This is a genomic window from Leyella stercorea (genome assembly GCF_021531655.1).
Genome location: NZ_JADYUF010000020.1, coordinates 17,303 through 31,629, shown reverse-complemented (window position 1 = coordinate 31,629; position 14,327 = coordinate 17,303). Strand labels below are relative to the sequence as shown.

Genomic DNA, 14,327 nt, shown 5'->3' with positions numbered 1-14,327 from the left:
TCGACTTGCAAAGTTACTCATTTTTGCCGATGGGACAATAGGATTGTACCAACAAAAAAACGGGGCCTTACGCAGGTCCCGTTGTATAATACCTTTTCTCACGAAAAGAATTATTAATCAACAACAAAATTCATTCATTTACGATTGTCCGCCTCTGCAGACGTACCTAATAAATTTAATAATTGTAGTCTTTGTAAAATAACATTGCTTAATGTGTATGAAACGTAATCTGATGTATGTCTTGTTATAATTCTCTAATCAATTATTTCTTTTTTACGATTGCAAAGTTATAAACATATACGTCAACATACAAATTAATTCAACAAACCACCATTTTTATTAGGCAAACCGCTTGTTTTAGCGTTTTACAGCCTCCACACTGCCACTATTGGCAAGCGTCAGACTCTGAATCGAGGCTTCTTCGCCTACTATCCATACTATGTCGCCAAGGCGCAAGCGATAGGTCGGGCTGACCATCGAGAGGTTCTCCTTGCCTTCCTCACGGCCTACTACCATACAGTTGTAGAGGTCGCGTATACCGGTCTCGGGGAGCGTCTTGCCTACGAAGGGCGAGTGGCGGTCGATGACAATCTGCGAGAGTCGCATCTCACGCTTCTCTATATCGGGGTCGTCGGGCACTATGTCGCCGTCGATGGCTGCATGCAAAGAGGCTAGCTGGGCATCGCTGCCAATCACCTGCAGACGGTCGCCCGGGAAGATGATGTTGTCGCCTCCAGGTATGTTGATGCGCTGATGACCACGCAGTATGCTGCTGACATGCACACCGAAGCGATTGCTCAAGCGCAGGTCGGCAAGACTATGCCCTGCCCATGTAGAGTTCTCGGGCACGTCAATATCGGATATGTGTATATCGCGGTCGAGCAGATGGCCTTCATACAGCGGCTTCTTGAGTCCGAGCACCTGCTGCTCTATATCGCGCGAACGAAGGTTCTGCACAAACAGACGTTCCATAAGTATGCTCTGCTTCTTGAGTCGTCGCGACAGAATCATGACAAACACTATCGCCACAGCTATTGTGAGCAGAAGGGCATTGGTGAATCGTGTGAGATAATTGCAGATGTAGAACACAAAAGCCGAGGCTATGACCAGACGTACAAAGATGGTAACAAGCAGCGGCATACGATTGCTGCGACTCTCGCCCCACAGCGCACGAAACTCCTCCGAGTGATTCTTCTTCATCACTATGGCACGCAGGAAGGGGGCTATAATCATGATGGTGAGCACACCGCATATTCCGTTTGCCCACCAGTGCATGCCTGGCATAAGATGGCGCACGAATGGCAGGAAGAACATGAACATCAGAGCGATGGCTGCAATGGACAGTATGGAGTAGATAAGCGTGATGCGTGCCATCTGCGCTATAAGGCTGTGCCAGTTGCTCTTGGGAGCTGTAGACGGATGCGAGAGCGTTATGTTGTTGAGCGCACGTATCCACGTCTTGGGCAATCGGCGCTCGAGCACTCCGTAGCAGGGCACCGAGAAGCGTATCATATAAGGTGTTAGGAATGTGGTGATGACCGAAACGGCTACTACTACGGGATAGAGAAATTCGCCCGTAACCTTCAGCGAAACGCCCAACGAAGCTATTATGAACGAGAACTCACCTATCTGAGCCATCGAAAAACCGCATCGCATTGCCGACTTGAGCGACTGTCCGCCTATGAGGAAGCCGAACGTGCCGAACACAGCCTGACCTACAAGTATCGTCAATACCAAAGCACCGATAGGCAAAGCGTAGCTGACTATGATTTTGGGGTCGACAAGCATGCCCACCGACACGAAGAATATGGCTCCGAAGAGGTCTTTCACGGGGGCTACGAGCTTCTCTATCTTGCCTGCCTCAATGGTTTCGGCAAGTATGCTACCCATAACGAATGCTCCGAAAGCCGAACTGAAACCCACCTTCGTAGACACTACTGCCATCAAGCAGCACAGTCCGAGCGACACGATGAGCAGAGTCTCGTTGTTGATGAGCTTGCGCGTAAGGCGCAGGAAGAGGGGCACGGCAAAGATGCCCACTACAAACCACAGCACAAGGAAGAAGCCTATCTTCATGACCGAACCTATCATCTCGCCTCCGTCGGGATTGGAGCCGCTCGCCAGTGCCGACAGCATCACCATCATCACAATGGCAAGCACGTCCTCAAGTATGAGCACGCTCATCACAGGACCCGCAAACTTCTGCTGTCGCAGTCCCATATCGGTGAACGCCTTATAGATAATAGTGGTGGAGCTCATTGCAAGCATACCGCCAAGGAAGATGCAGTCCATGCGGTTCCAACCGAACCCATGACCCACCACGATGCCCAGCGTCATCATTGCAAAGATGATGGTGAGCGTAGTGATGACGGGCGTTATGCCCATCTTGACAATCTTCTTGAACGAGAAGTCAAGACCCAAAGAGAACAGGAGGAACATCACACCTATGTCCGCCCACGTCTTGATGTCGGTGCGGTCGATGACGGACATGGTATACGGCATGTGCGGACTGACTATGAATCCAGCCATGATGTAGCCCAACACGAGCGGCTGCTTGAGTTTCTTGAATATGAGTGTGACCGCACCCGCCACAATGAGTATAAGGGCAAGGTCGTTTATTAGAGTGGGAACTTCTGACATATATCTTATATATTATGTTTGTTACTAATATCGATTGTTTATACCATAGCATTAAGTACGTCATGTATACGCCCAATCAGATAGAACGGCAGGTTTACCAACTTGAATGTCTTGCCGTTTACAGTCTTGATTTCGTCTACAGAGTATGGCTTCGACCATATTCTGATAGCGACATCTACGTTCGAGCTATCCATAAACACTTGCAGTGAGCGTAGATGCGAATTGGTTCCGCTCTTCACTTCTATAGGATACAATCGTGAATCATGACTTACGACAAAGTCGACTTCTGCACCATTGTTTGGCTTAGCCCAAAACGCACGATGCTGTCCTACCCTATCCTCCAAAGCCAACAACTCCTGCGCTGTTATTTGTTCAGCAATATGTCCGCGCCACGCATCCACCATATCTGTAGAACCAATTATCTCACTACGTATTCCAGCCTGATAATTCACAAGTCCTGTATCAAACCAAATCAGTTTGGGCATACGTCTTGTTTCAGGTATCACTGGCATTTGCGTAGAAGACACAGGGTAGACAAGTTCAAGCAACATCGCCTTTTCCAACAATCTGAACGCATCACCCACCTCACGCGACTTATAGCCAGAATTGGCAAAATTGCCCAATGTGATAGTTTCGCCAGCAAAAGCCCAACCATAAGAAAGGATAAAACGGACTGTATCTGTAAGTTTATTACCTACAACATACTTCTCTGCATCATCCTTATAAGCTTGCACCAATGTTTCATAAACATCCTCTATGGCTACCACATCCTTGGTTTCAGCATATTGCTGTATAGCTTCGGGCATACCTCCAATTATAGCATATTGATTGAACTGATGCATCAATTGCTCATGGAATGCCACTGTATACTCTGGCCTCTGGCTCAGAATGGCAAGAAGGTCATTCTTGGCTATCGCCCCAAGAAATTCATAAAACGAGCAAGGTCGCAATGCAAGATATTGCACACGTCCTACAGGGAAACTCACCTTTACATCAACAAGATTCTCAAGCTGACTGCCTGCCGCTATCACATAGAGGTCGGGACGTAGCTCGTAAAAATATCGGAGCAAGGCGATTGTCTTAGGCGAGTTTTGAATCTCGTCGATAAAAATCAAGGTTTTGCCTTCCTTTTTTGCCTTCCCCAAACTTGCAAACAACATGGAAACAAGATCGTCAATGTTGATGTCCATCTCAAACAACTTGACATTCTCATTCCGCTCCATATTGAAATAGAGATAATTTTCAAAATGCGAACCAAACTCATTGACAAGAGTTGTTTTGCCAACCTGCCTCGCACCTCGTAAAATCAAGGGCTTATGCCGATTAGCATTTTTCCATTCCTCAAGTTTCTCTAATATCTTACGTTTAAACATAATACATATATTTAGATTATGCAAAGATAACGATTTTGTTTGAAATCAGTGGCAACAACGCTGGATTTTTGTTGCAAATCATGGGCAACAACGCTATAAATTTGTTGCAAATCATTGGCAACAACGCTATAAATTTGTTGCAAATCAGTGGCAACAACGCTGGATTTTTGATGCAAATATCGTATACACAGTAAAAAAGTGTTACAAATAAAAAAGTGATTCTAGAGATTTGCGTGGCTGTTTTTGACGGTTTTTTAATAGCGAAATACTCGCAACTCTTCAATTAAGGCTTCTTTGCAATGCAAAGGGAGTACTTTTGGAAGGCAAAGGGACTACTTTTGGAAGGTAAAGGGACTACTTTTGGAAGGTAAAAGGATTACAGTTGAAGGGCAAAAGTAGTACATTTTAAACAAAAAGGAAGGTTTTTGAGGCTTAAAAAATTGCACACTTCAATTCCCTAAAACTATAAACAGCTGAAAATAAACAACATATCACTGCACGCGCAAAACTCGAGAATTTCGCGCCAAAGATTTCTTTGTGCGTTCAACTCGCAGTTTTGAGCGGTTAGGAATGCAAATATAAGATAAGTAGCGGAGGTCTCTGGCCTCCGCTACTATATACGGTTTAGTCGTTGTAGTGGGCTGTCAGCTCACAAATCTTGATTACTACCTGCATGGCTTTCTCCATAACCTGGATGCTCACAAACTCGTGAGGACCGTGGAAGTTGCAGCCACCGGCGAAGATGTTGGGACAAGGCAGACCCTTGAACGAAAGCTGTGCACCGTCTGTGCCGCCACGGATGGGCTGCACCTTAGGAGCGACACCACTCTCCTGCATTGCCTTGAGCACGATGTCGATGACGTGCATGTTGGGGTCTATCTTCTCCTTCATGTTGTAGTACTGGTCCTTAAGCTCAACGGTGACAGTACCCTCACCCCACTTCTCGTTCATCTTCTTGACGCAATCCTCGATGAAATCCTTGCGATCCTCAAAGCGGTTGCGGTCGTGGTCGCGTATGATGTACGACAGAGTAGCCTTCTCGCAGCATGAGTTGATGCCGAGCAGATGGTAGAATCCCTCATAGCCCTCAGTCTCCTCTGGAGTCTCGGCCGCCGGAATCATCTCGGCAAACTCTACAGCCAGGCGTGAAGCGTTGACCATCTTGCCCTTAGCATAACCAGTATGTACGCTGACACCCTTGATGTATACCTTGGCACCGGCAGCGTTGAAGTTCTCATACTCCAATTCGCCGAGGTCGCCACCGTCGATAGTGTAAGCCCACTGGCATCCGAACTTAGCCACGTCGAAGTGGTGTGCGCCCATACCTATCTCCTCATCGGGATTGAAAGCTACGCGGATGTCGCCGTGCTCAATCTCGTCGTGGTCGCGCAACCAGCACACAGCCTGCACTATCTCGGCAATACCAGCCTTGTCGTCGGCACCAAGCAGAGTGGTACCATCGGTAACGATGATGTCCTCGCCCACGTGAGCCTTCAGCTCAGGGAACTTAGCCGGGCTTGATACTATGCCCTCAGAGAGCACGATATCGCCGCCGTCGTAGTTCTTGACTATGCGCGGATGGATATTGGCACCGCTGCAGTCGGGCGATGTATCATAGTGAGAGATGAATCCGATAGTGGGGATGTTCTTCTTGGTGTTGGCCTTCAGCGTAGCGTAGATGTAGCCTTGCTCGTCCATCTCCACATCGCTCAAGCCCTCGCGCTCAAGTTCCTCCTTAAGGTATTTGGCGAATATCAATTGCTTGGAAGTACTCGGAACGGTATCCGACTCTTCACTCGACTGGGTGTCGAACTGGGTGTAGTTCAAAAATCTTTCGGTTATTTCCATTTTTATAGATATGTTTGTAGTATTATTATATGAGCAAAGTTAGTCCATTTATTCGGGAACGACAAAAAAAAACACAATTATTATTACAAGTTCTTCAGAATTTTACCTAAATTTGCAACGTCTTAGAAAAAGTTGAAAGATGGTTTTCAAATACGACTTTCTTATTATCGGAGCCGGTGTAGCCGGCATGAGCTACGCATTGAAGGTAGCCAGAGCACACAAAGGTAAGGTGTGCATCATTTGCAAGACTTCGCTCGACGAGGCAAACACATCGTTTGCCCAGGGTGGCGTGGCCTCAGTAACTAATCTCGCAGTCGACAATTTCGACAAGCACATAGAGGACACTATGATTGCGGGCGACTATATCAGCGACCGCAAGGCCGTAGAACAGGTAGTACGCAATGCGCCCGAACAAATAAAGGAACTTGTGAATTGGGGTGTCAACTTCGACCGCAAGGAAAACGGCGAGTTCGACCTGCATCGCGAGGGCGGACACTCTGAATTCCGCATTCTGCACCACGCCGACGATACGGGTGCCGAAATACAGCGCGGACTGATGGAGGCTGTGCGCAATTGTCCTGACATCGACATCAAGGAGAACCACTTCGCCGTGGAGATTATCACTCAGCACCACCTCGGAGCTCGCGTGACACGCCGCACACCATACATCAACTGCTATGGTGCATACGTGTTGAACCCCGAAACAGAGAAAGTGGACACTTATCTGAGCAAGGTGACGCTGATGTGTACCGGCGGTTGCGGCGCTGTATATCAGACCACTACCAACCCGGTCATCGCTACAGGCGACGGTGAGGCTATGGTATATCGTGCCAAGGGAACAGTTAAGGACATGGAGTTTGTACAGTTCCACCCTACTGCCCTTTATCACCCAGGCGAGACTCATCCAGCCTTCCTCATCACCGAGGCTATGCGCGGCTATGGTGGCATATTGCGTCTGCCTAACGGCGAGTCGTTCATGGAGAAATACGACAAGCGCCTTTCGCTTGCTCCGCGCGACATCGTGGCTCGTGCCATCGACAAGGAGATGAAGATACACGGCATCGACCATGTTTGTCTCGACGTAACGCACAAGAATCCGGAAGAGACAAAGAAGCACTTCCCCAACATCTATATGAAGTGCAAATCTATAGGCATCGACATTACTACCGACTATATTCCAGTTCGCCCGGCTGCCCACTATATGTGCGGTGGCATCAAGGTTGACCTGAACGGACAGTCGAGCATTGAGCGACTTTACGCCATCGGCGAATGCTCATGCACGGGTCTGCACGGTGGCAACCGCCTTGCCAGCAACTCGCTGATTGAGGCTGTGGTATATGCCGATGCTGCTGCAAAGCACTCGTTGGAGCATGTCGACGAGTATGACTTCAACGATAAGGTGCCCGAATGGAACGACGAGGGAACCATGACCAATGAGGAGAAGGTGCTCATCACACAGAGCGTGAAGGAGGTTGGCGAGATTATGTCAAACTATGTAGGCATAGTACGCTCCGACTTAAGACTGAAACGTGCGTGGGACCGTCTCGACCTGCTGTATGAGGAGACAGAAGCTCTCTTCAAGCGCGTGAAGGCAAGCCGCGACATCTGCGAACTGCGCAACATGATCAACGTTGGCTATCTCATCACTCGCCAGGCTATTGAGCGCAAAGAGTGCCGCGGACTCCACTATACTACCGACTATCCGCTGCACGCTTACGACAAATAAATAATTGAGAGTTGAACTATGAAGCAATTTATTTTTTCCTTCACCGTTGCTGCATTTGCCTTCGCTCTTATGGGCGCAGGAGTTGCCAAGGACGTAATAAAGTATAGCAAGGGCACAGCCATTGTCAATACATCGTCAATCGTTAAGGCTCGTGGCTATCAGGGCAAGACTCCAGTAAAGATATACATCAAGGGCAACAAAATAACGAAGATAGAGTCGCTGCCCAATCATGAGACACCTTCGGTATATGCAAATGCTGAAGAATTGCTAAAGAAGTTCATTGGTAAGACCGTAAACGAAGCCTCAACAATGAAAGTGGACGGCGTGAGCGGTGCCACCTATTCATCAAAAGCACTCATTGAGAACGTCAAGGGCGGACTGAAATATTATAAGGAAAATAAATAAGCCAACAAATTGTATAAATACAAAAGGCTCCCATAATCCTTGCGGACTATGGGAGCCTTTATTATTTTAGAATCTCGCTACGAGATATGAGTTTCGACACACCCTTCTCCTATATATTTAAGGTAATTCTGAACTGTTACTTATTCTGATACGCTTGTATCTGTCTCCTAATACGAATACGTATTCATCTGCCAACGATAACGTTATCATCGGGTTATGATAACGTATTCATAATCGAGACTTAGGGCATAAATCTCCAACACCTTGCGATAGAACACCTTTTCACTGGAGCGGATGTCACGTATTCTTGCAAGTATCTCGTCAAAGTAATTGCCGCCTACAGCCCTCTTCAACGTGAGCAATACTTTATTTTAGAATACAAATTCTATAGTTTTTATCTGATTTTTCAAAGCTGATAAAGCCATATTTTCATCTTTATTTCGTAACTTTGCATTTATGGCAAAGTATTGTTGGTCATTGGCTCTAAAAAGCATGGCACACAACGACATTGCACATGACATCGTTGGTAAAAAACAAAGCATTCGCTATTATTTCGCGTTCAGCCAAAAGCCTCGGAAACTTATTGGATGGAAATAACGTAATAGAAATAATTGTGATAAGGCATTCGGTATGGTGTGCCTTAGTCTACTATGTAATAGAAATGCATCTTGCAATAGGCGTGGTGTATTCTTAATTAGTAGACTGAGGTTTCCATTCCGAGGCTGCCTCATAGCTGAACGCAATAAGGAGCATCACGCCCTTTTTGCGTCTTGGCGTGATTGATAGTTCGTGCTCCTAACTCACATAACTATCAATCTTATACGTTTATGGCAAAAAGAAGCATAGACAGGGCAAAAGCTGCCAAGAAAGACGAATTCTACACCCAACTTGAGGACATCAATAACGAACTACGCCATTATCGTGAGCATTTTCGCGGCAAGACGGTGCTGTGCAACTGCGATGACCCTCGCGTTAGCAACTTCTTCACTTATTTCGCCTACAACTTCGAGTTTCTTGGATTGAAGAAACTCATAACCACTTGCTACAAGAATCAAGACATGGACCTATTCAGCCAAAACCAAAGTGAGCAGGCTGTGTATCTCGTTTATGAAGGCGACAAAAACGGTAACAGTATCCCCGATGCTGAGGAAATAGGGGTAAAGCCACTTAAAGGCGACGGCGACTTTCGCAGCAAGGAATGTATTGAGTTGCTGAAAGAGGCTGATATTGTGGTTACCAATCCGCCCTTCTCGTTGTTTAGGGAATATATAGGGCAGTTGATGGAATATGAAAAAAAGTTCTTGATAATTGGACATCAAAATGCTTTGTCATATAAAGAAATTTTTCCTTTGATAAAAGGAAATAAAATGTGGCTTGGATTTGGGTTCAAAGGAAACGCCGGACATTTTATTTCTGTGTATGAGGATACTGCTACTGCTGGAGACCACAGGAAAGGTATGATTAGAGTTTCTGGCGTAACTTGGTTCACCAACCTCGATTACAAAGAACGCCACGAAAACCTCATCCTATACAAAAGCTATACTCCCGAAGAATATCCTCGATACATCAATTATGATGCCATTGAGGTTTCTAAGACGGAGTTGATTCCTTGTGATTATGATGGCGTAATGGGAGTACCAATTACATTCATGGACAAATACAATCCCGACCAATTCGAGATAATAGGCATAGGCAATGGTGGAGAGCTTGGCGTGGAATGTGGAGTTAGCGCTAATCTGACGGCAGAACAATGTGCCGCATTATTCCGTGAGGACAAGACTTTTCGCAAAGGCAAATTGTGCTATCGTAATGACAAAGGTAAGCTCATTGGTTGCTATGCCAGAATACTAATAAGAAAAAGAGCATGATTTATCGCACCATAAAATTCAACTTATGAACATCGAACTAAAATCAATCGCAATACGCGACCTTATATCCGGTTACACCAACGACCCCAATAATGGAGTTTATGGTTACCATGGCAAACTGAACATACGCCCACCCTACCAGCGTGAGTTTCGCTACGACTTGAAACAGCAGCAAGCCGTTATAGAAACTATATTGAAAGGCTTTCCGCTCAACATAATGTATTGGAGCGTTGTAGGGGATGGTAGTTATGAAATGATAGACGGACAGCAACGCACACTGTCCATCTGCGAATACTTCCAACATGCCTTCAACATTGTCGACAAAGACCGTCCCGTGTTATATTTCGACAATCTCACTGATAAAGAAAAACAGCATTTTCTCAACTACGAGTTGACAGTGTATTTCTGCACAGGCACAGACAAAGAGAAACTCGACTGGTTTCGTGTCATCAACATAGCAGGTGAGCGTCTGCTTGACCAAGAGTTGAGAAACGCCGTGTATGTAGGACCTTTCGTTACAGACGCACGCCGCTACTTCAGCAAGCATGGATGCGCGGCATACAAGATAGGCAGTGACTATATGACAGGAAAATTAGAGGAGCAGGCGTACTTGGAAACCGCCTTGAAATGGGCGGCACGCCATGACGGTATAGCAGACACCACACCTGTTGACAAATATATGGCAATACATCAGTACGACCATAACGCCTACAAGCTGTGGGCCTACTACATGCAGGTCATAACATGGGTAAAATCTACTTTCACCAAATACCGCAAGGAGATGAAGGGACTTGATTGGGGCGAGATGTTTGATGAGTTCGGCAGTGAAGATTACAACACAGACAAACTTGAACAGCAGATACATGACCTCATGGAAGATGACGAGATAATGAAGAAATCGGGCATTTACCGTTATGTATTGAGTAACGACCTACGCGATCTTAGTTTTCGCACCTTCGACAAAAAACAAAAAAGAGAGGCTTATGAACGCCAAAAAGGCATTTGTCCGCATTGCGGCAAGCACTTCGAGTTGGAAGAAATGGAAGCTGACCATATAAAACCATGGCATGAAGGTGGTACTACCATAGCAGAAAACTGCCAAATGCTTTGCCGCAACTGTAATAGAGTAAAAGGTGGCAAATGAATGACTTTTAGGCAAACCTCCCCTCCTATTTACAGAAAAATCCTTCATAATCCGCAGCCGGACTATGGAGGATTTATTATTTTAAACTGATAAGACTATCAATTACTTCTTGTTCAGTGCGAGGTCGATAGCAACGGCGATAGCTACAGAAGCACCTACCATCGGGTTATTACCCATACCGAGGAAGCCCATCATCTCTACGTGAGCAGGAACTGAAGAAGAACCTGCGAACTGAGCGTCAGAGTGCATTGTCTCCTCCCATCAACCTTTTCTGTTCACGCTCAAAGTTCTCCAAGAAGTGAATCTCTACAGGCGAGAGGTTGTTCTTGGTACGTTCCTTGAATTTGTCGTATTCATGGTCGGCTTTCTCTTTGGCGAGCTTGGCGGAGATTTTGCCTGCATGAGTGAGGATGTCTTTTCGGGAGATACGGAGGAAGTCATCGAGAATATTAATCCAGTCCTTCATATACATAGGGCGGTGTTCCTCGGCTTGCATTTCGGCGAAGTCAAGATATAGGCTCACGATGCGGTTCAAGGACTTTACTTCTTCGTGGGTGAGGTAGTTTTTGGCTATTTCTGCTTCTGGTTTTGACGGCATAGCTCCAGACCACGTTGTAAGTCCCATAAAGTCTTTCTCAGCATCGGCTCTCTCGTATATTATTTCCGCCGCCGTATGACCATGAACCGAATAGTGCATCTTGTTCTGTACTGTCTTGAAGAACTTTTGTGTCATTTCTACTCGTGGGTCATAGTCGATACTTAGGGCGTAAATCTCCAACACCTTGCGATAGAATACCTTTTCACTGGAGCGGATGTCACGTATTCTTGCAAGCAGTTCGTCAAAATAGTTGCCACCTCCAGCTCTCTTCAACAGGTCATCGTTAATGGCGAAGCCTTTTACTATATACTCCTTCAGTACCTTGGTTGCCCATATACGAAACTGAACGCCACGATAGGAATGCACACGATAACCAACGCTGATAATCATGTCGAGGTTGTAGAAAGTAACTTGATGCTCTTGTACCTTTCCTGTTATGGCACCATGCTTAGTGGTTGTTGCAAAAAATGCAACAACCTCTTTTTCGTCAAGTTCTCCATCCTCTAACACATTCTTTATATGTCGTGAGATAGTGGACTTGTTACGCTGAAACAACTCTGCCATCTGGTCAAGCGAGAGCCAAACGGTATCGTTTTGCAGCTTCACCTCTATCCTTGAATCGCCGTCAGGAGTTTGATATAATAAAAATTGCCCTTTATCCATAATAATATAATAATATGCAAATATATAGCTTTTCTTTTGAAACCGACTGCGTTTTTCAAGTTAAATAACAAAAAAGGCTCCCATAATCCTTGCGGACTATGGGAGCCTTTATTATTTTAGAATCTCGCTAAGAGCGAAGAATTACTTCTTGTTCAGTGCGAGGTCGATAGCCACGGCGATAGCTACAGAAGCACCTACCATCGGGTTATTACCCATACCGAGGAAGCCCATCATCTCTACGTGAGCAGGAACTGAAGAAGAACCTGCGAACTGAGCGTCAGAGTGCATACGACCGAGGGTATCAGTCATACCGTAAGAAGCAGGACCTGCAGCCATGTTATCCGGGTGCAATGTACGGCCTGTACCACCACCTGAAGCTACTGAGAAGTAAGGCTTACCGGCGAGGATACGCTCCTTCTTGTATGTACCAGCTACCGGGTGCTGGAAACGTGTCGGGTTGGTTGAGTTACCAGTGATTGATACGTCTACGTCCTCGCTCCAGTTGATTGCTACACCCTCGCGAACGTCGTTGGCACCGTAGCAGTTAACCTTAGCACGGGGACCGTCTGAGTAAGCGATGCGGTCAACAACCTTCAACTCACCTGTGTAGTAGTCGAACTCTGTCTTAACGTATGTGAAACCGTTGATACGGCTGATGATCTGAGCAGCATCCTTGCCAAGACCGTTGAGGATAACGCGCAGAGGGTTCTTACGAACCTTGTTAGCCATCTCAGCAATCTTGATAGCACCCTCAGCAGCAGCGAATGACTCGTGACCTGCCAAGAAAGCGAAGCACTGTGTGTCCTCGCGGAGCAGACGAGCAGCGAGGTTACCATGGCCAAGACCTACCTTACGGTCATCAGCTACAGAACCTGGGATGCAGAATGCCTGCAAACCTACACCGATAGCCTCAGCAGCATCAGCAGCTGTCTTAACGCCACGCTTGATAGCGATGGCAGCACCTGCAACATATGCCCACTTTGCGTTCTCGAAGCAGATACGCTGTGTGTCCTCACACATCTGATAAGGATCAACACCTACAGCTTCGCAAATCTCGTTAGCCTCTTCAAGGCTCTTGATTCCCTCAGCGTTGAGAGCGGCAAGAACCTGAGCCTCGCGGCGCTCCTGACTTTCGTAACTTACTTTTCTAATCATAGTTGTATATCTCCTTATTATTCTTTACGTGGATCAATTGCTTTAACAACACCCTGCTCAGCAGTTGTACGACCGTAAGAGCCAGTGAACTTCTTCACAGCCTCGTTAGCGTCCATACCGTTCTTGATGGCTTCCATCATCTTGCCGAGGTGAACATACTCATAACCGCAAACCTGGTTGTCCTTGTCGAGGAACTGACGTGTGATGTAGCCCTCTGTGAGCTCCAAGTAACGTGTACCCTTAGCTACTGTACCGTAGAGAGTACCTGTCTGTGAGCGAAGACCCTTGCCGAGGTCCTCAAGACCAGCACCGATAACGAGACCGCCCTCAGAGAAAGCACTCTGTGTACGTCCGTAAACGATCTGGAGGAAAAGCTCGCGCATAGCTGTATTGATAGCGTCGCAAACGAGGTCAGTATTCAGAGCCTCGAGGATTGTCTTGCCGGGGAGAATCTCAGAAGCCATAGCTGCTGAGTGAGTCATACCGGTGCAACCGATAGTCTCAACAAGAGCCTCCTGGATAACGCCGTCCTTTACGTTCAAAGACAGCTTGCAAGCACCCTGCTGAGGAGCACACCAACCCACACCGTGAGTATAACCAGAAATATCCTTAATCTCCTTGGCATAAATCCATTTTCCCTCTTCAGGAATTGGAGCCGGTCCGTGGTTAGGACCCTTTGCGACAACGCACATGTTGTCTACTTCTTTTGAATAAATCATAATCGGTATAATAAAATAAATTATTAATGAAAAATCTTCGCTGTATTGAGTGGTTTATACCTTATATATAAATAAGGTGTACTCACCTTACCCATTAACGATTACAAAATTACAAAAAAAGAATCACACCATACCTATTAAAAGGTATTTTTTTGATTACATTTTCGTATTTCTACATTATTTGTTTT

At 46.3% G+C, this 14,327-nt stretch carries 10 protein-coding genes and 2 pseudogenes; 4 read left to right on the top strand and 8 right to left on the bottom strand.

What is annotated here, in order from left to right:
• Positions 1–357: 357 nt before the first annotated feature.
• The 3 genes from I6E49_RS07330 to pepT form a co-directional block, all read right to left on the bottom strand.
• Positions 358–2,640: a cation:proton antiporter gene (locus tag I6E49_RS07330; RefSeq protein ID WP_235401415.1), complete on the bottom strand. Its 2,283-nt coding sequence runs from the start codon at positions 2,638–2,640 to the stop codon at positions 358–360.
• Positions 2,641–2,678: 38 nt separating this feature from the next.
• Entirely contained in the window at positions 2,679–4,013 is a 1,335-nt protein-coding gene (locus I6E49_RS07325) for an ATP-binding protein (protein WP_235401413.1), read from the bottom strand.
• Positions 4,014–4,637: 624 nt separating this feature from the next.
• Entirely contained in the window at positions 4,638–5,861 is a 1,224-nt protein-coding gene (pepT, locus tag I6E49_RS07320; RefSeq protein WP_235401407.1) for a peptidase T, read from the bottom strand.
• 139 nt (positions 5,862–6,000) lie between these two features.
• On the opposite strand from pepT, the gene nadB reads away from it, so the two are divergent.
• Both nadB and I6E49_RS07310 read left to right on the top strand, forming a co-directional pair.
• Positions 6,001–7,587, top strand: coding sequence for an L-aspartate oxidase (nadB, locus tag I6E49_RS07315; protein WP_235401405.1), 1,587 nt, complete (start codon positions 6,001–6,003; stop codon positions 7,585–7,587).
• An 18-nt stretch (positions 7,588–7,605) separates the two neighbouring features.
• Positions 7,606–7,992: an FMN-binding protein gene (locus tag I6E49_RS07310; protein ID WP_235401403.1), complete on the top strand. Its 387-nt coding sequence runs from the start codon at positions 7,606–7,608 to the stop codon at positions 7,990–7,992.
• 227 nt (positions 7,993–8,219) lie between these two features.
• Here I6E49_RS07310 and rhuM read toward each other — a convergent pair.
• Positions 8,220–8,345: pseudogene (gene rhuM / locus I6E49_RS07305) on the bottom strand (RhuM family protein); the annotation flags it as partial.
• Positions 8,346–8,819: 474 nt separating this feature from the next.
• Between rhuM and I6E49_RS07300 the strand changes: the two are divergent.
• Together I6E49_RS07300 and I6E49_RS07295 are read left to right on the top strand one after the other, a co-directional pair.
• Positions 8,820–9,860 carry an adenine-specific methyltransferase EcoRI family protein gene (locus I6E49_RS07300; RefSeq protein ID WP_235401399.1) on the top strand — a complete coding sequence of 347 codons (1,041 nt, stop codon included), beginning with the start codon at positions 8,820–8,822 and terminating at the stop codon, positions 9,858–9,860.
• 25 nt (positions 9,861–9,885) lie between these two features.
• Positions 9,886–11,004, top strand: a complete 1,119-nt coding sequence (locus I6E49_RS07295) for an HNH endonuclease family protein (protein ID WP_235401397.1) — start codon at positions 9,886–9,888, stop codon at positions 11,002–11,004.
• A gap of 102 nt (positions 11,005–11,106) precedes the next feature.
• On the opposite strand, the pseudogene I6E49_RS07290 reads toward I6E49_RS07295, so the two are convergent.
• From I6E49_RS07290 to I6E49_RS07275, 4 genes and pseudogenes are all read right to left on the bottom strand, one after another.
• Positions 11,107–11,253: pseudogene (locus tag I6E49_RS07290) on the bottom strand (GGGtGRT protein); the annotation flags it as partial.
• Positions 11,243–12,265, bottom strand: coding sequence for a virulence RhuM family protein (locus I6E49_RS07285; RefSeq protein WP_235401395.1), 1,023 nt, complete (start codon positions 12,263–12,265; stop codon positions 11,243–11,245). The gene I6E49_RS07285 and the pseudogene I6E49_RS07290, both read right to left, overlap by 11 nt.
• A gap of 141 nt (positions 12,266–12,406) precedes the next feature.
• Entirely contained in the window at positions 12,407–13,420 is a 1,014-nt protein-coding gene (locus I6E49_RS07280; RefSeq protein WP_235401393.1) for a GGGtGRT protein, read from the bottom strand.
• A 17-nt stretch (positions 13,421–13,437) separates the two neighbouring features.
• A complete protein-coding gene (locus I6E49_RS07275; protein WP_007896975.1) occupies positions 13,438–14,139 on the bottom strand; it encodes an iron-sulfur cluster assembly scaffold protein in 702 nt (233 codons plus the stop codon).
• Positions 14,140–14,327: the final 188 nt, after the last annotated feature.

Bases quoted from the DNA above. Each gene is read 5' to 3' on its own strand.
- I6E49_RS07330 (WP_235401415.1), bottom strand. From the start codon at position 2,640: ATGTCAGAAGTTCCCACTCTAATAAACGACCTTGCCCTTATACTCATT.
- I6E49_RS07325 (WP_235401413.1), bottom strand. From the start codon at position 4,013: ATGTTTAAACGTAAGATATTAGAGAAACTTGAGGAATGGAAAAATGCT.
- pepT (WP_235401407.1), bottom strand. From the start codon at position 5,861: ATGGAAATAACCGAAAGATTTTTGAACTACACCCAGTTCGACACCCAG.
- nadB (WP_235401405.1), top strand. From the start codon at position 6,001: ATGGTTTTCAAATACGACTTTCTTATTATCGGAGCCGGTGTAGCCGGC.
- I6E49_RS07310 (WP_235401403.1), top strand. From the start codon at position 7,606: ATGAAGCAATTTATTTTTTCCTTCACCGTTGCTGCATTTGCCTTCGCT.
- I6E49_RS07300 (WP_235401399.1), top strand. From the start codon at position 8,820: ATGGCAAAAAGAAGCATAGACAGGGCAAAAGCTGCCAAGAAAGACGAA.
- I6E49_RS07295 (WP_235401397.1), top strand. From the start codon at position 9,886: ATGAACATCGAACTAAAATCAATCGCAATACGCGACCTTATATCCGGT.
- I6E49_RS07285 (WP_235401395.1), bottom strand. From the start codon at position 12,265: ATGGATAAAGGGCAATTTTTATTATATCAAACTCCTGACGGCGATTCA.
- I6E49_RS07280 (WP_235401393.1), bottom strand. From the start codon at position 13,420: ATGATTAGAAAAGTAAGTTACGAAAGTCAGGAGCGCCGCGAGGCTCAG.
- I6E49_RS07275 (WP_007896975.1), bottom strand. From the start codon at position 14,139: ATGATTTATTCAAAAGAAGTAGACAACATGTGCGTTGTCGCAAAGGGT.